Genomic DNA, 18838 nt, shown 5'->3' with positions numbered 1-18838 from the left:
GTGCGCCGGGTTCCCGCTCGCGGACCACGAGGTGGCAGGCACGGCGGGTCGGCGGCGTCTCCGCGCGGCCGGCAGATTCTCGACCGGTTTCCGCAGGCCCGTGTGATTGAGGTCGACTCGCGCTGGGGCATCCCGGACTCCACGGCAACGAGGGCAATGTACGGCGCGGTGGACGCCCTGATCTGCGGCTACACGGCGGACCTGGTGCGAGCGTTCCGCCAGTGGCCCACGGCCAAGGCATCCTTCGCCACCAAGTTCGTCAACCCGGACCTCCTGCTGATCCCACGTCACCAACCCGCACGGCACCAGACCCCGCTCCCTCATCCGTCCCGATCCAGGCGAAAGAGGGGCCCCGCGCAGGCAAGAACCGGCCCGTACGACCGGGAGTGCCGTGCGGCTTCACGTCCCTTGACGACCCTCTCTGTGAGCGCTAACAATGTTGCCATCACGGATCGGAGCCTCATGTCGCAGACCGCTGGCCGCACCGGCCCCCGCAAGGCGCCCACCATGTCGGACGTCGCGCAACTCGCAGGCGTGTCGCACCAGACGGTGTCACGGGTGCTGAGCGACCACCCCAACGTGCGGGAGTCGACCCGCGCGGATGTGCTCAGGGCGATCGGGCAGCTGGGGTACCGGCGGAACTCCTCGGCTCGGGCACTGGTCACCCGGCGCACGCTCACCCTGGGCGTGGTGGCCTGCAATCCGACGCTTTTCGGGCCGTCCAGCACGCTGTTCGGCCTGGAGGAGGCCGCGCGGGACGAGGGGTACATGGTCTCGGCGGTCACCCTGCGCCGTTACTCGGCCGCCGCCCTCAACGAGGCGATCGACCACCTCAGCGACTGGGGGGTGGAGGGCATCGTGGTGATCGTCCCGCACCGCGAGGCGGTCACCGCGCTGTCCGAACTGCGGCTGCCCTTCCCCGTGGTGACCGTGGAGGGCGGGCACAGCCTGCCGATACCGGTGGTCTCGGTGGACCAGTGGCTCGGGGCGCGGATGGCGACGAGCCACCTGCTGGCCGCCGGCCACCGCACGGTCTGGCACGTCGCGGGCCCGCCGAGCTGGCTCGAGGCGGAGGCAAGGGCCGACGGCTGGCGCTCGGTGCTGGAGGAGGCCGGCGCCGTCGTACCGCCGCCGATCCAGGGCGACTGGACCCCGCTGTCGGGCTACCGGGCCGGGCAGGAGCTCGCGGGCCGGGTGACCGCGGGAGCGGCGGGCCGCGGCTCTCCCGAAGTGACCGCGGTCTTCGTCGCCAACGACCAGATGGCGCTGGGGGTGCTGCGCGCCTTCCGCGAGGCCGGCCTGTCGGTCCCCGGCCATGTGGCCATAGCGGGGTTCGACGACATCCCCGAGGCCGAGTTCTTCACCCCGCCGCTCACCACCGTCCGCCAGGACTTCACCGCCCTCGGCCAGGCGAGCATCCGGCTGCTGATCAGCCGGCTGGGGTCCGGTACCACCGAGGACGACGACGAGCGCGTGGTGATCGAGCCGCGGCTGATCGTCCGAGGCAGCAGCACCCTTTCCTGACCGGCGCCACCCTTCCCGCCGCACGACGCATCACCTGACAGCGCTCCAGGAGTCCCCGGCGGCGCTCCAGGCCCCCCGACAGTGCTCCACGACTTCCCGACGGCGTTCCGGCGAGCCGTCGCCACCCAGCGCACCCCTTTCCGGCGCACGCATCGCGCCCGCGGCGCCCGGCACGGTCCGGGCCCCGCCCGCGTCGGCCACGACTGGAGGAGACCTTGACCACCGATCCCCCCGCGGTCACCCTCGGCATCGACTTCGGCACACTCTCCGGACGGGTGCTGGTCGTATCGGTCGACGACGGCGCGGAACTGGGCAGTGCCGTGCACGAGTACGCCCACGGTGTCGTCGACCGGGAACTGCCCTGTGGGGTCCCGCTGCCGCCCGACTGGGCGCTCCAGATCCCGCAGGACTGGCGCGACGTGCTGCGTCTCGCCGTACCGCGAGCGCTCGCGGACGCCGATGTGACCCCCGAGCAGGTCGTGGGCATCGCCACCGATTTCACCGCCTGCACGGTGCTTCCCACCACCTGGGACGGCACCCCGCTGTGCGAGCTGCCCGAATACCGCGACCGCCCCCACGCCCACCCCAAGCTGTGGCGCCACCACGCCGCCCAGCCGGAGGCCGACCTCATCGTCGAGCGCGCGCTGCGGAGCGGGCAGACCTGGCTGGCCCGCTACGGGGGCCGGATCTCCAGCGAGTGGCAGTACGCCAAGGCACTCCAGGTGCTGCGCGAGGACCCCGGCGTCTACGCCGCCGCCGACCGCTGGATCGAGGCGGCCGACTGGATCGTGTGGCAGCTCACCGGCGCGGAGAGCCGCAACCCGTGCACCGCGGGCTACAAGGGCATCCACCAGGACGGCCGCTATCCCGGAGAGGCGTTCCTGGCCGGGCTGCACCCCGACTTCACCGGTTTCACCGCCAAGCTGGAACACCCTCTGACCCCGCTCGGTGCCCCCGCCGGTCGGCTCACCCCCCGGGCCGCCGCCCTCACCGGGCTGCGCGAGGGCACGGTCGTAGCCGTGGGGAACGTGGACGCACACGTCACCTGCGCCGCCGCGCAGGCCCTCGATCCGGGCCGGATGCTCGCCATCATGGGCACCTCGACCTGCCACATCCTCAACTCCGACGTGCTCGCCGAGGTTCCGGGCATGTGCGGCGTGGTGCGGGACGGGGTGGTGCCGGGGCTGTGGGGGTACGAGGCCGGGCAGAGCGGCGTCGGCGACATCCTGGCCTGGGCCGTGCGCAACGCCGTACCGGACGAGTACGCGGCCGAGGCCCGCCGCCGGGGCATGGACGTGCACGAGTTGCTGACGGAGCGCGCCTCGGCCCAACCGGTGGGCGCACACGGTCTGCTGGCCCTCGACTGGCACAGCGGCAACCGCTCGGTACTGGTCGACCACCACCTGTCCGGGCTGGTCCTGGGCCTCACCCTCGACACCCGGCCCGAGGACGTCTACCGGGCCCTGATCGAGGCCACCGCCTTCGGTACCCGCACCATCGTCGAGGCGTTCGAGACGGCGGGCGTCCCGGTGACCGACTTCACGGCGGCCGGCGGACTGCTGCGCAACCGCTTCCTCATGCAGGTCTACAGCGATGTTCTCAACCGTCCCGTCCACGTGCTCGCCTCCACGCAGGGACCGGCCCTGGGCGCCGCCGTCCACGCCGCCGTCGCCGCCGGCGCCCACCCCGACATCCGTACCGCCTCCGCCGCCATGGGCCGCCGACAGGAGAACGCCTACATCCCCGACCCGGCCCGGAGTGCCGCCTATGACCGCCTCTATGCCGAGTACCGCGCCCTGCACGACCACTTCGGGCGCGGCGGCAGCGATGTGATGCACCGGCTCCGAGCGCTGCGCTCGGCCGCCCTGGCCGCGCACCCGACGACGTGAGCGCCGGGAATGTTAGCGCTCACAACGCGGGTTGTCAGCGCTCACCCGCGCCCGCCCCGTTCGCCCTGCCCCGCCGCACCAGGCCCGCCCCGCCCTGCCCGTCCCCGAGAACCCCGAGGTCGCCGTCATGAACGCAGAGCCGCTCTCCCCGGACGCCGCCACCGTGGTCGCCGCGCTCCGCGAGGAGCTCAGCGAACTCCATCAGGAACTGGTCCGCTACGACCTCGTGGTGTGGACCGGCGGAAACGTGTCCGGGCGCGTTCCGGGGCAGGACCTGTTCGTCATCAAGCCCAGCGGCGTCCCCTACGAACGGCTGACCCCGGAGTCCATGGTCGTCTGCGACCTCGAAGGACGCGTGGTCGACGGCGGCGGACTCAAGCCGTCCTCCGACACCGCCGCGCACGCGTACGTCTACCGGCACATGCCCGAGGTCGGCGGCATCGTCCACACCCACTCCACCTACGCCTGCGCATGGGCGGCTCGCGGCGAACCGGTGCCGTGCGTACTGACGGCCATGGCCGACGAGTTCGGCGCCGAGATCCCCGTCGGACCCTTCGCGGTGATCGGCGACGACTCGATCGGCCGCGGCATCGTGGAGACCCTGACCGGTCACCGCTCGCCCGCCGTACTGATGCGCAATCACGGGCCGTTCACCATCGGACCCAGCCCGCGCGCCGCCGTGAAAGCCGCCGTGATGTGCGAGGACGTCGCGCGCAGCGTGCACATATCCCACCAGCTCGGCCGGCCGCTGCCGATCGACCCCGAAGCCGTCGACCGGCTCCACCACCGCTACCGCCACGCCTACGGCCAGCCCGGCACGTCCGCCCAGTGAGGAGCCAACAGGCCATGACACCGCCCGCCGCCTTCGAGGTCTGGTTCGTCACCGGAAGCCAGGGCCTCTACGGCAAGGAGACCCTCCACCAGGTCGCCGAGCAGTCCCGGTCCGTCAGCGACCGGCTCGCCGCCGTCCCCGGCGCCCCCGTCCGCGTCGTCCACAAGCCGGTGCTCACCGACTCCGCGGCCATCCTCTCCCTCGTCCTGGAAGCGAACGCCGACCCGGCCTGCGTCGGCCTCATCGCCTGGATGCACACCTTCTCGCCCGCCAAGATGTGGATCTCGGGCCTCGACATGCTCCGCAAGCCGCTGCTCCACCTGCACACCCAGGCCGACGCCGAACTCCCGTGGGCCACCATCGACATGGACTTCATGAACCTCAACCAGGCCGCCCACGGGGACCGGGAGTTCGGGTACATCCAGACACGGCTGGGAGTAGCCCGCAAGACCGTCGCGGGCCACGTCTCGGATCCCGCGACCGCCCCCCGCGTCCACGCCTGGATGCGTGCCGCCCTCGGGTACGACGCGCTGCGCCGGCTGCGGCTGGCCCGGTTCGGCGACAACATGCGCGACGTCGCCGTCACCGAGGGCGACAAGGTCGAGGCGCAGCTGCGGTTCGGCGTCTCGGTCAACACCTACGGTGTCACCGACCTGGTCGACGCCGTGGACTCGGTGCCGGACACGGCCGTCGCCACCCTGGTCGAAGAGTACGCCGACACCTACCGCGTAGCCCCCGAACTGGTCGCCGGCGGCGGACGGCACGACGCCCTGCGCTACGCAGCCCGTATCGAACTGGGTCTGCGCGGCTTCCTCGCCGACGGCGGCTTCGGCGCCTTCACCACCAACTTCGAGGACCTGGGCGGGCTTCGGCAGCTGCCCGGCATCGCGGTGCAGCGCCTGATGGCCGACGGGTACGGGTTCGGTGCCGAGGGGGACTGGAAGACCTCCGCACTGCTGGCGGCCCTCAAGACGGTCGGCAGCGGACGCCCTGCGGGCACCTCCTTCATGGAGGACTACACCTACCACCTGGTCCCCGGCGAACAGCTCGTCCTCGGCGCCCACATGCTGGAGGTGTGCCCCAGCATCGCCGCGGGACAGCCCAGCTGCGAGATCCACCCGCTCGGCATCGGCGGCCGCGAGGACCCCGTCCGGCTGGTCTTCGACGCCGCACCCGGCCCGGCCACGCTGGTCGGCCTCGTCGACCTCGGCGACCGGTTCCGGCTGGTGGCCAACCGCGTCGACGTCGTCCCGCCGCCGGAGCCGCTGCCCCGCCTGCCGGTGGCCAGGGCCCTGTGGCGCCCCGCGCCCGACTTCGGGACCGCGACCGAGGCCTGGCTGACTGCGGGCGGCCCGCACCACACCGTGCTGACCTCGGCGGTGGGCACGGAGGAACTGGCCGACCTCGCGGACATGCTCCGCACGGAACTGCTGCTCATAGACGAGACCACCGACCTGCGGCAGCTGATCAAGGAGATCCGCTGGAACCAGGCGTACTACCGGCTCGCCGGCGGCCTGTGAGCCCAACCCTGGGCCCAGCCCGAGCACCGGCTCGCGGATCCGCCACCGGCGGGGGAGCGGTCACCGATCCGAGCGGCGCGGCCGGCGGGTACGGGCGGCCCTGAGCGTCGCGTGCCGCAGACGGCCGACCGAGAACCGCCGTACGCGGCCGACCGGCAAACCGCCGCACCACCCGAGCACCGGCACCGCGTGCCCGTCATGCCCGATTGCCTGGCGGGCACGCGGTGCTCTCGAGCGGCAGTCCAGCCATGCCCCCGCCCGTACACCCGCCATGCACGTGGCCATCACACGGCTCCGCACTCGTGGCGCCGGAGGCATGTTACGGCGCGACTCCCGGGGGCCCTGCCGATGCACCGCGCACGGCCCGCACACGACAGCCGACGGGGTGTCGGGGCGGCCTTGACCCTGAGCCCAACTCGCCTCCGTCCGGGGCGAATCCAGGGCGTTTTTCTTCCGCGTAACACCTTGACGTCACAGCGGTGAGCGCTAACAATCTCAGCCAAGCAAGGGAGCGGAGGCAGGGCCGCGATGCCGGGGACGGCGTCCGGCGGGCGTCCGGTGGACGGTGCGTGGAAGTGTGTCTCCCGCTCCGGCCGCGGCGGCGCAGCCTTGTGGGAAAGCCCCGTTCGGTCCGCCCTGTGGTCGCACAGGGCCCGCTTCGGTGGCGCCCTTACGGCGGCGGCGGGTTGGCGCCGGCCGGGGCGGGGACTGGCGCGGACGTGTTCCGGTAAAGCAAATGTGAGCGCTAACAGGCCGCGAGGCCCTTTCTGCAGAGGATGTCGAACATGCGTGGTGTGCGGTCCGTCCGGCGGGCGGGAACGGGACAGGGCACCGGCCTGGTGACTCGGCCGGTGCGCTGGGGAGTCGCCGGGGTCGCCGCCATGGCGCTGCTGGCGACCGGAGGATGCAGCAAGAGTGGCGCCGGCGGCTCCTCCTCGGGAGCGGGGGCGGACGCGTCGGCCTCCTCGGCGGGAGTGGCGATCAAGGGCGACATCACCTTCAACGACGCGAAACTCGCCGAGCTCGACGCCGCCCTCAAGGCCGCCCTCGCCGGCAAGGACGTGTCGAAGCAGGAGCTGGCGATGGTGGTGAACGTCGCGACGGACTACTGGAACGCGGGCAAGGTGGGGTTCGACAAGGGCGTGTCCTCGCTCGGCGTCAAGGGCACCTACCAAGCTCCGGCCAACGGCCGCCTGGACCAGCAGCTGTCGATCATCCAGACGCTGCGGGGCCAGGGGATCACGGGCCTGAGCGTGTCCGCGATCGACCCGACCGCCATCAAGGCGCCGATCAGCTCGGCCAACAAGGCCGGCATCCCCGTGCTGGCGATCGACTCGCCGCTGCCCAAGGAGGACGGCGCCGCCCTCTACTTGGGCACCCCCAACTACCAGGCCGGGCAGAAGGCCGGCGAGGCGATGAAGGAGGCACTCGGCGGCAAGGGGCAAGTAGTCGTCCTGGTCGGCTCGTTGACCACGTCCAACGCCGTGCAGCGGATCGCCGGCTTCGAGGATGCCCTCAAGGGGTCCGGCGTGAAGGTCGTGCAGAAGCTGAGCGACGGTATGGACGCCTCCAAGGCTCTGACCAACGCCCAGACCGCCATCCAGACCAACCCCGACGTCAACGGGCTCTACGGCGTGTACTCCTACGACGGCCCGTCCGCGGGGCAGGCGGTGAAAGCAGCCGGGAAGACCGGCAAGGTGAAGATCATCTCCGACGACAGCGACCCGCAGACGCTGAAGTTCATCCGCTCCGGCGTCATCCAGGCGACCGTGCTGCAACAGCCTTACCAGCAGGGATACACCGGCGCGTACCTGCTGACCGCGCTCAAGGTGCTGGGCGAGAGCGCCACGATGAAGATCGTCCGGCCCTACCTGGAGCAGGACGGGACGACACTCAGCTCCGGGGTGGGTCTGGTGACGCGGGCCAACCTCGCCGACTACCAGGCCAAACTGAAGCACCTGGGCATCAGCTGATGGCCGCCGGCAGCGAGAGCGCCGCCTGTCTGCGCCAGGTGACCAAGACGTACGGGCCGGTGAAGGTGCTGGACATCCCCCGGCTGGACCTGGCACGCGGGCAGATCGTCGCCGTCGTCGGCGAGAACGGAGCCGGCAAGTCCACGCTGATGGGCGTGCTGTCCGGCACCGTCACCCCCAGCACCGGAACCATCGAGGTGGCCGGTCGGCCGCTGGCACCGGGCCGGCCCGACCACGCCCGCGAACTCGGGGTGGCGCTGGTCGCCCAGGAGTTCCCGCTCGTGGGCCGGCTGAGCGTGGCGGAGAACCTGCTGCTCGGCCGCCGCCCGGCGGGGGCGGCCGGCACCCTGCTCGGCCGGCTCGTGGTCGACCGCCCCGCGGCGCGGGCCGAGGCTCGGGCGCTGCTGGCCGAGGTCGGCGTCGGGCAGGTCGACGTGGACCGCATGGTGGAGCGCTACCCGGTGCCGGTGCGGCAGATGATCGAGATCGCCAAGGCGTGGGGCCACCACCCGGTGGTGCTCATCCTCGACGAGCCCACCTCCTCGCTCGGTCCCGTGGAAGCCGGTCGCGTGCTGGAGCTGGCCCGTCGGCACGCCGCCGCCGGGGGAGCGGTTCTCTTCATCGGCCACCGCCTGGACGAGGTACGGGCCGTCGCCGATCGCGTCATCGTGCTGCGCGGCGGCCGGCTGGTGGCCGACCTCTCCCCGCACGAGGCGACCGAGGAGAGAATGATCCGGGAGATGGTCGGCAGCGAACTCGCGCGGGCCGACCTCGCGCCGCCCCCCTCCGTCGAGCGGGCCCGGACGCTGTCCGTGCGCGGCCTGACGGCGGACGGCTTGGGCCCGGTCGACCTGGAGGTGCGCGCCGGCGAGATCGTGGGCGTGGCCGGACTCATGGGTTCCGGCCGCAGTCGGCTGCTGCACACCCTCATGGGCGCCCAGCCGCGGACCGCGGGCGAGGTCCTCCTCGACGGGGCGGACTTCCGGCCCCGCCACCCAGCCGACGCCGTCGAGGCCGGCGTCGGGCTGGTACCCGAGGACCGCAAGGCGCAGTCGCTGCTGCCGGCCCACTCGGTGCGGTGGAACGTCACCCTGGCCACCCTGCGCCGGATCAGCCGGCGCGGGGTCCTGCGGCCGCGCAGGGACAAGGAACACGCGGCGCGCATCATCGAGGACCTGGGGGTGCGGCTGCACAGCCACGAGCAGCCGATCTCCGACCTGTCCGGCGGCAACCAGCAAAAGGCGGTCTTCGGGCGGTGGCTGGCCGCCCGGCCGAAGCTGCTGCTGCTCGACGAACCCACCCGCGGGGTGGACGTGGGCGCCAAGGCGGAGATCTACGCCTTGATCGACGAGGCCGCACAGGGCGGCCTCGCCGTTCTCGTCGCCTCCTCGGAGCTCGAGGAACTGCTGTGGATCTGCCACCGGATCGTGGTGATGGCACACGGCAGGATCGTCGCCGACCTCCCGCGCGACCGGTTCGGCAAGGAAGTGATCATGACGGCGGCGGCCGGGACACAGTCCGCTGCGGCCCCCCAGCGGAAGGCAAGCACATGAACACCAGTACGGCCGCGGCGCCGACCGCGGCGGTGACCGAGGACAAGAGGCGCCGGCCCTTCGTCCGGCTGCTGGAGACACCCGAGGTCGGAGTAGTGGCCGCCTGCGTCGTCGTGTTCGTCGCGCTGGCACTCGACAAGTCGTCCTTCGCCGGCGCGGTCAACCTCCAGGGCATGGGCTTCGACCTGGCCCAGTACGGGCTGATCGCGATCGGCGAGTCACTGGTGATCCTCACCGGCGGGATCGACCTGTCCGTGGGCGCGCTGCTGGGCACCAGCGTCATCCTGATGTCCTGGTTCGACGTCCGGGCCGGACTCCCTCCAGTGGTGGCGATCCTGCTGACGCTGCTGATCGCGGGCGCCGTCGGCCTGGTGCACGGACTCGCCGTCACCCGGTTGAAGATGGCCCCGTTCGTGGTGACCCTGGTGACGTACACCGTCGCGCAGGGCGTCACCCTGGCCATCACCTCCGGCACGTCGATCACGGGCATCGGCGGCACGTTCAGCGACCTCGGCCAGACGTACGTGGCGCAGGTGCCCCTCCCGCTCATCCTGTTCGTCGTGGTCGCACTGGTCGCCTGGTTCTTCCTGGAACGCACGTACGCCGGCCGGCAGGTCTACGCCGTCGGCGGCAACCCGGAGGCGGCCCGGCTCGCCGGCATCCGCGGCGACCGGCGCGTCGTGTCCATGTACGTCACCAGCTCGCTGCTGTCGGCGTTCGCCGGGATCCTCGTGCTCGGCCGGATGGGGGTCGGCTCCGCCAGCGGCGTCGGCGTGGGCTGGGAGCTCTCGGCGATCGCCGCCGCGGTGATCGGCGGCGTCAGTCTGGTCGGCGGGCAGGGCCGGATCATCGGCATCGTCGCGGGCACCATCCTGCTCGAACTCATCAACAACGGCCTGACGACCCTCCAGATCAACCCCAACTACACCGACATCGTGCTCGGTTGCGTGCTCGGACTGGCCATCACCGCCGACCGACTGCGCGCCCGCAGCATCGCCCGCCGCGGCTGAACCTCCGCCCCTGACCCCGCCCTGGGGGCGGCACCCCGGCACCCCCCGGCGCCCGGCCGCACCGCGCCCGGCGGCCCCCAGAGCGACGCCCGGCACTCCGTGACCGGCCCTCCTCCCACGACTTGCCGCGGCGCAACTCCCTGACGACCACCTGGCCGGCACCCCGTGGCCGAGTACCGGTCCGGGACCCTCACATCCGCCTTTCGAAGGAGGACACCCGTGTCCGCACCCGCACCGTCGCGCCTGCTGCGCAGGCTCAGAAAATGGGCGTTGTCCGCTGCCGCCGCCACCGCACTCGTCGCCGGCGTCCTCGTCGGCGGCGCCCAGACCTCACAGGCCGCCGGATCTCTGCCCTGCGACATCTACGCCTCGGGCAACACCCCGTGCGTAGCCGCCCACAGCACCACCCGCGCCCTGTACTCCTCCTACAACGGCGCGCTCTACCAGGTCCGGCGCGCCTCCGACAACACCACGAAGGACATCGGCGTGCTGAGCGCCGGCGGCTATGCCAACGCCGCGGCGCAGGACTCCTTCTGCGCCGGCACCACCTGCGTCATCACCGTCATCTACGACCAGTCCGGCAGGGGCAACAACCTCACCCAGGCCCCCGGCGGCGGCGCGGCCGGCGGCCCGGACAACCTCGCCAACGCCACCGCGGCCCCGACCACGGTCGCCGGCCACAAGGCGTACGGAGTCTTCGTGGCCCCCGGCACCGGCTACCGCAACGACCACACCTCCGGGATCGCCACCGGTGACGCCGCCGAGGGGATGTACGCCGTCCTGGACGGCACGCACTACAACGGCGGCTGCTGCTTCGACTACGGCAACGCCGAGACCAGCAACAACGACACCGGCAACGGCCATATGGAGGCCATCTACTTCGGCAACATCAAGGTCTGGGGCTACGGCTCGGGCAACGGGCCGTGGGTGATGGCCGACCTGGAGAACGGCCTGTTCTCCGGCGTCAACGCCGGCTACAACGCCAACGATCCCAGCGTCAGCAACCGGTACCAGACCGCCATGGTCAAGGGCGGCCCCAACCAGTGGGCCATCCGGGGCGGCAACGCGGCCGCCGGAAGCCTGTCGACCTACTACAGCGGCGCACGCCCCAACGTCTCGGGCTACAACCCCATGCACAAGGAGGGGGCGATCATCCTGGGCATCGGCGGCGACAACAGCAAGGGCGCGGCGGGAACCTTCTACGAGGGCGTGATGACCTCGGGCTACCCCTCCGACGCCACGGAGAACGCCGTACAGGCCAACCTCACCTCCGTCGGCTACGGCAACGGCTCGTCCACCGGCCCGGGCTCGCTGACACCCGGCTCGAAGATCTCACTGCGGGCCACCACGTCGTGCTGCACCACCGACTACATCCAGCACGACGCGGCGGACAGCAACGTGGTGATCGCCCCCGTCACCTCCTCCAGTTCCGCGACCGACAAGGGCGACGCGACCTGGGTGGTGCGGGCCGGCCTGGCCAACACCTCCTGCGTCTCCTTCGAGTCCGCCAACGCCTCGGGCCAGTACCTGCGCCACTCCAACTTCAAACTCCAGCTCAACACCGACGACGGCACCTCGCAGTTCGCCCAGGACGCCACCTTCTGCCCGCAGAGCGGGCACAACGGGCAGGGCTACTCGTTCCAGTCCGTCAACTACACCGACAAGTACCTGCGCCACTACGACTACACCGTGTACCTCGCGAGCAACGGCGGCTCCAACGCCTGGGACAGCGCCACGTCCTGGAACGACGACACCAGCTGGGTGGTGGGCTCGCCCTGGGCCTGACCGGCACCTCCTGACCCTCGTCGTACGGGTGCCGCCCGCTCCGGGGCGGCACCCGTCCGCCGGAGCCACAGGGGAACGACCGTGCCGGTCCTCGCCGGCACACTGGATGGACCGTTGGGCCGGACGCCGCCTGACCCGTGGCCCTCGCCTGCGGCGTGCTGCCGGCCGGTACCGCGGCGTCGCCGGAGACGGCGAGCACCGGAGCCGAGTCGGCGCACCGGGTTCCAACAACCCGGTGGCGTCCGGTTCCCCCGGCCCGGAAGCCGCATGTGGAAGGGCGCGCCGGCCGGCAGCCGTCAGGCCGTGGTCGTCTACGGCGACAATGAGCGCAGTCCCGTCGGCGCGTTCACCCTGACGGACGCGGGCGGCTCCCTCACGGATCCGGGCAGCCGTCTGCCCTACTGGTACGACGGCAACACCTTCGCGTCCATGACGGAGGAGGGCGACGAACACGCCCATGACTTCGACTACGTCATCGCCAGCGACGGCACGTCCGCCTGCGGCACCACGGTCAGGCGCCAGGGTCCGCTTCGGGGTGCGCGAACCGCACGGGCTTTCCCAGCGACCGGGCGTAGACGATTTCGGCTCGGGTGCTGTCTCCGATGTAGTCGCCGACTACGAGCACGTCATCAGCGAGCCGGATCTTCGCCCGGTGCAGATCGTCGAGTCGACCCTTCAGCGCCTCGGCGTCGACGGGATCGGACCAAAGTCCGCGCGGCGACTTCATGTCGATGCCCGGTTTGACGACAATCTTCCCGGCTTTGGTCTCCCGTAGATCGGCCTCGTTCATCTCGGCCAGGAAGCGGGCGGAGCCGCAGATCACGACGATGTGCGGGAGGCTCAACAGCTTCTTCGCGTCGGCGAGCTTCTCCTCGGGAGTGAGCAGTTGCGGGTATGACACCGGTTCCTCCTGGTGTTGCGGTTCAAGGGGTGCCTGCGGAATTGAGAACGAGGGCGCCCAAAATTGGTCCCCGAAGCCGCCGGGACTGGTCGGTGGATTGAACGGGCGGTCGGAGGGCTGCGAGCCCGAGGGGTGCTCGCCTGGAGGCACGCTGCTGACCTGCCCCGATCATCTCGGCGGGGGCCGCGCATGCGCGGGGAGTGCCCACCTGGCTCTCCTCTCTTGCCGGATCGGTGTTGAAAATCAGATCGCCAAACGTGGGAGCCGATTACTACGGTGTGACGCCATGCCCCTGCACATGAAGCTGACCGCGATAACACTTGACTGTGCCGACCCCGAGACGCTGGCCGCGTTCTATCAGCAAGCCACCGGGTTCGAGCTTCACCCCAGGTCGGACAGCGATTTCGCTGGTCTCACTCGCGAGGACGGGCTCTTCATCGGCTTTCAGAGGGTTGATGACTACCGGGCTCCGCAGTGGCCCGACCGGACCGCGCCGCAGCAACTGCACCTTGACTTTGCGGTTGACGACCTGGATGAGGCCGAGGCCCTGCTGCTGGAGCTGGGCGCGATCAAGCCGGAGTGCCAACCGGGCGGCGACAGGTGGCGGGTTCTCACCGACCCGGCCGGTCATCCCTTCTGCCTGACCAGGAGCCGAGCTGTGCCGCAGCTTACGCTCGATCAGCCGCGCACTTCGGTGTGACCTTGCGATCGCGTCCGACGCGCGCGACGGCTGGAACGGCCAGGGCATGATCATTGGGGGTTGTGTGGACTCCTGAAGATCGTGCGATGGCCGCGGGCCGGTTTCGACGGGTGGAACCACGGGCGTCCGCCCGCGTCTTCGTGCTCGGCCTGCTGTCCTATCGAGCGGAAGAACTGCTGGCGGCTGGCCGAACAGGCCGGGCACGCCCGCCCAGGTCCGATGCGACGACTACCGCGAAGCGCCCGTTGGGACGCGGACGAGGTCCGCGTGCAGCGGCAGTACACCAGCACCGTCGGCCGGATCGAGAACACCCAGGTCGGGGCGTGTTCCTCGCTCGCCTCCAGCAAGGGACGGGTGCTGATCGACCGCCGGCTCTACCTGCCCCAGCACTCCTGGTGCCAGGACGCCGAACGCCGCACCCTGGACGCCTCCCGGGTGACCGGCGACGAGGCATATGGCCAGGACCCGAGCCTGCGCGCCCTGCTCGAGTCCCGCCGGATCACATACGTCCTGGCCGTCGCCCGCAGCACCCGGGTGCGGATCAACCATGGGCGAACCGCCGTCCGCGCGGACACCGTCGCCGACCGCCTGCCCGCCTCGGTGGCGCCATGCGGAGCGAGCGCGCGGAGACCTTCGCCAGGTGCACCACCGATCTGGGGCTTGCATCCACGGCAGCCGCGGCCGCCGGCGCCGGCGGAATCTCGGCATCCGACGAGCCCAGGTCTACTGGCGCGCTCCACACCTGGCTGGTGCGCGAGGCCGTGCCGGGGGTTGGACCGAGCCCACTGGGGCAGATGTGAGCGCGCACCATGTCGGGCTGAGGGAAAATCGGACGACACAGCGTACGGCTTGAGGAGGCGGCAGCGGTGCCGGAGCAGGGACACAGAGAGGACTCTGTGCAGGCCAAAGACGCGTCGCTGGGGCCCGCAGCGAGTGCGCTGGAGGTCATCGGCAGTGGTGCCTATGTGGTGGACAAGGCGGGCCGGATACTGGCGGTCAACAGCGCCGCGCTTCGTCTGCTGGGCAGGAGCGCGGAGAACGTGGTCGGGCAGGACGCGCACGAATTGCTGCACCGTGGGGCACACGGTCGTCCGCTGGCCGCGGCGCAGTGCGGGATGCGCCAAGCGTTCCACAGTGGACGAGCCGCCCAGGGCGACCAGGAGTTCTTCGCTCACGGTGACGGCTCCGTCATTCCTGTCTCGTGGTTGATCACTCCGTACGAGCTCGGCGGTCAGGAAACCGGCACGCTCGTGATTTTTCACTGCCCTGATCCCTCGGCGCCGGCGGCACGGACTGCCGACCGCCCCGCTGTGCCGCTGACGGAGGTGGAGCGGCTGGCCCTGCTGGCCGAGACCACCACGCGGCTGACCTCCACCCTGGACGCCGACGAGACGGTACGGCGGCTCACGGATCTGCTCCTGCCCAGACTGGCGGACTGGGTGGTCGTCGACCTGATCGTGGAGCGGGACGAAGTGTGGCGCAAGGCCGTGGTCCAGGCCGACGGTACGGCGCTGAAGCACCGTACCGACCTCGAAGGGCCGATGCCGCCGATCCCCGAGGAGTCGCCTATGCCGCTGTCGCGGGCGCTGCGCGGGGTCACGTCCACGCTGGCGGGACCTGAGAACTACCGAGGCGCGCCCGACTCGGGGATCGCGGTGGAACAGCACAAGCTGTTCGAGGCCACCGGCATCCACTCCGCGGCCATCGTGCCGCTGCGCGGCGCGCGTGACGTCCTGGGGGCCCTGACGCTGGGCCGGTCCACGACGCCGGGCAACTACACCGACTCCGACATCCCGCTGTTCGAGGACATCGGTCGCCGCGCCGCACTGGCGCTGGACAATGCCCGCCTCTACCAGCGCCAGCGCGCGGTGGCCGAGACCATGCAAAAGCACCTGCTGCCGCAGATGCCCCAGGTGCAGGGGCTGGAGATGACCGTCCGCTACCTGCCCGCACCCGACGCCTCGCAGGTCGGCGGGGACTGGTACGACGCTTTCACCCTGCCGGACGGCGCGATCGCCGTGGCCATCGGGGACGTCGTCGGGCACGACCTGGAGGCGGCCGCGGGCATGGCCCAGATGCGGAACATCCTGCGCGCCTACGCCTGGTCCCAGCAGCGCCCCGCCAGCCGAGTCGTGGCACACCTGGATGAGGCGATCCAGCCCCTCACCGACGTCACCATGGCCACGCTGGTCTTCGCCCGTCTGGCCCAGACCACCGACGACACGTGGGAACTCACCTGGACGAACGCCGGCCACCCCCCGCCGCTGCTGGTCACTCGGGACGGCCTGGCTGACTACCTCACCGACGGACACGGCCTCCTGCTGGGCACTGGCCTGCGGCAGCACACGACCCGGCCCGACGCCGTCGCAAAGCTCCCGCCGGGTTCCACCTTGGTCCTCTACACCGACGGTCTCATCGAGACTCCGGGCTGCTCCCTCGACGACGGGATGGAGCGTCTTCGGCAGCACGCCGCAGCGCTCGCGCACCGCCCGCTCGCGTCGTTCACGGACCAACTGCTGCACCGCGCCCGCCCGACGGGCCACGACGATGTCGCTCTCCTCGCCGTACGCACCCCCCGCTGATCCCGCAGCGGGGGGACGACCGTACCGCCGTCGTGGACGACGCTGACAGGTGAACGCCTCACGTGCGCACTGAAGCAGGTACGGCGGCAGACCGGGCACACTGCCGGGGGGAGCTACGAAGCCCTGGATGCCCTTGCCGGCCGCCTGCCGCCCGTCGATCTGGTCGCCGCACGCCGCCGGGTGGGGCCGAGCACCATCCCGATGCCGGAGTTCCCCCGGTTGGGGGTCGCGCGATTCCGTTGCCCTCGCGGCTGCCCCTGGTTCCACGAAGAGGACGCGCACCGAGCACGACCAGGAGGTGCACGTCGGCAATGGTCTCGCCCGACGCGGCAGCACGTCGGCTCAGGCTGGCGCCTCCTGTGCTACACCGGCTCGGCGGGCACCTGGGGAGCGGCCGCGAACGCTAGACCTTTGCCTCCTGGTACTGGCCCAGGAAGATCGGCGTCCCGTGCTCCACCCGCCACAGGAACAGCCCTGGCTCCTCGTCCACCTCCGCGGCGCGGTTCCGGAAGGCGAACGTCCGGGTGATGCCCCGGTACGACACGGCCCTCAGCCGGTGGGTGAGGTTGCTACGGTCCACAGGGCCCGTTCCCGGGGACGCGAGGGCGTGCGCGACGAGACCGAGGGCGTGCGCGACGAGACCGAGGGCGTCGTAGCCCTCGGCCGCGCCCCGGCCGACGCTCTGGACGCCGTACCGTTTCTTGAACGACCGTACGAAAGCGGCGGCAGGCGCAAGACGGGACGGGTCCACGAACGTCGCCGAGAAGACCCATCCCTCGGCCGCGGGACCGGCCGCGCGCAGGAACTCGGGCGTGAGGACGGCTTCGGTCGCCGCGGGGGTGCCGGTGAACCCCGCCGCCCGTAGCGCCCGTGCGCAGGAGGCCGCGCGCCGAGAGGAGCTACCGCAGTAGACGACGGCCTGTGCGCGTGCCGCGATGGCGGCGGTGACCGCGGGACCGAAGTCAGCCGTGGCGGCGACTTGGTGGCGGACGATCGTGCCGTTCGACGGAGGGTTCGCAGCCAGGTTCTGGGCGATCAGCCAGCTGTAATCGCGGGCCGCCTGGTCCTCGACGAGGAAGGTGCGGCGGGCCGGGCGCACGCTGGTGAGATAGCGGACCAGGGGTGTGTCGATCGCGGTGTCGGAAGGACGCAGCTGGAACACGGACGACGTGGAGTTCTTCATGTCCACCGCGGCGTACAGGGAGTCCGAGCCCGCCCAGGCCGTCACCATCGGCAGGAGCGCCGCCTTGTACTGGTCCGCGGCCGCGAGGGCCGTGGTGTCGGACGTCGGCCCGATCACCGCGCACACCCGGCCGTCCGCGACGAGGCGTCGGGCCGCCTCCTTGGCCCGGCCCGCGTCTCCCGCGTCGTCGAGGACGGTGAGGGCCAGGTCGAAGGGGCGGTCCGCGCGCGCGTTGTGCTGTTCCACCGCCAGCCGGACGCCGTGCTCGACCGAGGCACCGAGCTCCTTGCCGGAACCGGAGAGGTCGGCCTGCACGGCGACGGTACGGCGTGGGCGGGAGGGGGCGGCGGACGGTGAATTGCCGCGGCCGGTCAGCCAGGCGGCCGTGGAGCCGCCGACGGTCAGCATGACGGCCGCCGTACCGCCCAGCACCAGCAGGCGCCGGCGGCTCGGGGCGGGCGGCTCGTCCACCGGCGTTTCCGGTGTCGTGGGCCGCTCGGGCTCGGGCAGGCGCAGCACCTCGGCCGACCGTTCGGCGATCACTGCGGGCAGAGTGGGCGGCAGCCAGTCGTCGGTGCAGAAGTCGCCGAGCGCGGCACGCAGTTCGGGCACGGTCGGGCGGGCGGCCGGGTCCTTGGCGAGACAGCGGGCGACCAGGTTCCGCAGCCCGTCCTCCGTGATGCCGTCGAGTCGGGGCTCCTCGTGCACGGTCCGGAAGATGACGGCGGGCACCGTTCCGCCGCCGAAGGGCGGCCGGCCGGTCGCCGCGTAGGCGAGGACGCAGCCCAGGGCGAAGACGTCGCTGGGCGGGCCGACTTCCTCGTCGCGGGCGCGTGCCTGTTCCGGTGCGAGATAGCCGGGCGTGCCGATCACCACGTCGGTGGCGGTCAGGGCGGTGGCGCCGCCGACGCGGGCGATGCCGAAGTCGATGAGGCGGGGCCCGTCGAGGGCCAGCAGCACATTGCCCGGTTTGATGTCGCGGTGCACCAGCCCGGCCGTGTGGACAGCGGCGAGCGCCTCGGCGAGCCGCGCACCCAGCGCCAGTACGGTGCGCGGGGGCAGCGGCCCGTACCCGGCGACGGTCTCGGCGAGCGAGGGCCCGGGGACGAAGGCGGTGGCGATCCAGGGTTCGGCCGCCTCGGGGTCGGCGGCGGTCACGGGCGCGGTCCAGCGGCCGTCGACCCGCGCGGCGGCCTGTGCCTCACGGCGGAAACGGGCCCGGAACCCCGGATCGGCGGCGTGCTCGGCGCGGATCACCTTCAGGGCGGCAAGGGCACCGCCCTTGGAACGGGCGAGGTAGACGACGCCCATACCGCCCGCGCCGATCCGCGCGAGCAGGCGGTGTCCGCCGACCGACACCGGGTCCTGGGCGGTGAGCGGACGCAC

General features: G+C 71.6%; 12 protein-coding genes and 1 pseudogene. 11 read left to right on the top strand and 2 right to left on the bottom strand.

Annotation, left to right across the window (positions count from 1 at the left end; all coding sequences use genetic code 11):
• Positions 1-462: 462 nt before the first annotated feature.
• The 8 genes from HEP81_RS01895 to HEP81_RS01860 all read left to right on the top strand — a co-directional run bounded on the left by HEP81_RS01895 (position 463) and on the right by HEP81_RS01860 (position 12086).
• Positions 463-1524 carry a LacI family DNA-binding transcriptional regulator gene (locus tag HEP81_RS01895; RefSeq protein ID WP_037652157.1) on the top strand — a complete coding sequence of 354 codons (1062 nt, stop codon included), beginning with the start codon at positions 463-465 and terminating at the stop codon, positions 1522-1524.
• Between the two features lie 215 nt (positions 1525-1739).
• On the top strand, positions 1740-3413 hold the full coding sequence (gene araB / locus HEP81_RS01890) for a ribulokinase (protein ID WP_037652158.1): 1674 nt from the start codon (positions 1740-1742) through the stop codon (positions 3411-3413).
• Positions 3414-3540: 127 nt separating this feature from the next.
• Positions 3541-4245 (top strand): L-ribulose-5-phosphate 4-epimerase, encoded by a 705-nt coding sequence (locus HEP81_RS01885; protein ID WP_037652161.1) that lies wholly within the window; start codon positions 3541-3543, stop codon positions 4243-4245.
• Positions 4246-4259: 14 nt separating this feature from the next.
• Entirely contained in the window at positions 4260-5765 is a 1506-nt protein-coding gene (araA, locus tag HEP81_RS01880) for an L-arabinose isomerase (protein ID WP_037652163.1), read from the top strand.
• Positions 5766-6550: 785 nt separating this feature from the next.
• Positions 6551-7738 (top strand): substrate-binding domain-containing protein, encoded by a 1188-nt coding sequence (locus tag HEP81_RS01875; protein ID WP_243279260.1) that lies wholly within the window; start codon positions 6551-6553, stop codon positions 7736-7738.
• On the top strand, positions 7738-9291 hold the full coding sequence (locus HEP81_RS01870) for a sugar ABC transporter ATP-binding protein (protein ID WP_037652165.1): 1554 nt from the start codon (positions 7738-7740) through the stop codon (positions 9289-9291). The genes HEP81_RS01875 and HEP81_RS01870 overlap by 1 nt, the downstream gene beginning before the upstream one ends.
• Positions 9288-10301: an ABC transporter permease gene (locus tag HEP81_RS01865; protein WP_078967173.1), complete on the top strand. Its 1014-nt coding sequence runs from the start codon at positions 9288-9290 to the stop codon at positions 10299-10301. Before HEP81_RS01870 ends, HEP81_RS01865 begins: the two co-directional genes overlap by 4 nt.
• Positions 10302-10520: 219 nt before the next feature.
• Entirely contained in the window at positions 10521-12086 is a 1566-nt protein-coding gene (locus HEP81_RS01860; protein ID WP_381127174.1) for an alpha-L-arabinofuranosidase B, read from the top strand.
• A 511-nt stretch (positions 12087-12597) separates the two neighbouring features.
• Here the strand turns inward: HEP81_RS01860 and HEP81_RS01855 are convergent.
• Complete coding sequence (locus tag HEP81_RS01855; RefSeq protein ID WP_037652167.1) at positions 12598-12987, bottom strand: hypothetical protein; 390 nt, start codon at positions 12985-12987, stop codon at positions 12598-12600.
• Between the two features lie 286 nt (positions 12988-13273).
• Here HEP81_RS01855 and HEP81_RS01850 point away from each other — a divergent pair, with 286 nt between their 5' ends.
• The 3 genes and pseudogenes from HEP81_RS01850 (at position 13274) to HEP81_RS01845 (ending at position 16269) form a co-directional block, all read left to right on the top strand.
• Positions 13274-13687 carry a VOC family protein gene (locus tag HEP81_RS01850; RefSeq protein ID WP_051849919.1) on the top strand — a complete coding sequence of 138 codons (414 nt, stop codon included), beginning with the start codon at positions 13274-13276 and terminating at the stop codon, positions 13685-13687.
• 86 nt (positions 13688-13773) lie between these two features.
• Positions 13774-14281, top strand: a pseudogene (locus HEP81_RS42560) (transposase); the annotation flags it as partial.
• 302 nt (positions 14282-14583) lie between these two features.
• The gene (locus HEP81_RS01845; RefSeq protein WP_037652169.1) at positions 14584-16269 is read left to right on the top strand and encodes a SpoIIE family protein phosphatase; all 1686 of its coding nucleotides are present in this window, start codon (positions 14584-14586) and stop codon (positions 16267-16269) included.
• A 403-nt stretch (positions 16270-16672) separates the two neighbouring features.
• Here the strand turns inward: HEP81_RS01845 and HEP81_RS01840 are convergent, their stop codons facing one another.
• Positions 16673-18838, bottom strand: coding sequence for a bifunctional serine/threonine-protein kinase/ABC transporter substrate-binding protein (locus HEP81_RS01840; protein WP_037652333.1), 2166 nt, complete (start codon positions 18836-18838; stop codon positions 16673-16675).

Origin of the sequence: Streptomyces griseofuscus (genome assembly GCF_014673495.1) — a bacterium.
GTDB lineage: Bacteria > Actinomycetota > Actinomycetes > Streptomycetales > Streptomycetaceae > Streptomyces > Streptomyces murinus.
Note: the sequence above shows the minus strand (reverse complement) of the source record. Positions and strands in the feature narration are given on the sequence as shown.

Excerpts from the sequence above, each read along its gene's own strand:
- HEP81_RS01865 (WP_078967173.1), top strand. The coding sequence starts at position 9,288 with ATGAACACCAGTACGGCCGCGGCGCCGACCGCGGCGGTGACCGAGGAC.
- HEP81_RS01850 (WP_051849919.1), top strand. The coding sequence starts at position 13,274 with ATGCCCCTGCACATGAAGCTGACCGCGATAACACTTGACTGTGCCGAC.
- HEP81_RS01875 (WP_243279260.1), top strand. The coding sequence starts at position 6,551 with ATGCGTGGTGTGCGGTCCGTCCGGCGGGCGGGAACGGGACAGGGCACC.
- araA (WP_037652163.1), top strand. The coding sequence starts at position 4,260 with ATGACACCGCCCGCCGCCTTCGAGGTCTGGTTCGTCACCGGAAGCCAG.
- HEP81_RS01870 (WP_037652165.1), top strand. The coding sequence starts at position 7,738 with ATGGCCGCCGGCAGCGAGAGCGCCGCCTGTCTGCGCCAGGTGACCAAG.
- HEP81_RS01885 (WP_037652161.1), top strand. The coding sequence starts at position 3,541 with ATGAACGCAGAGCCGCTCTCCCCGGACGCCGCCACCGTGGTCGCCGCG.
- HEP81_RS01895 (WP_037652157.1), top strand. The coding sequence starts at position 463 with ATGTCGCAGACCGCTGGCCGCACCGGCCCCCGCAAGGCGCCCACCATG.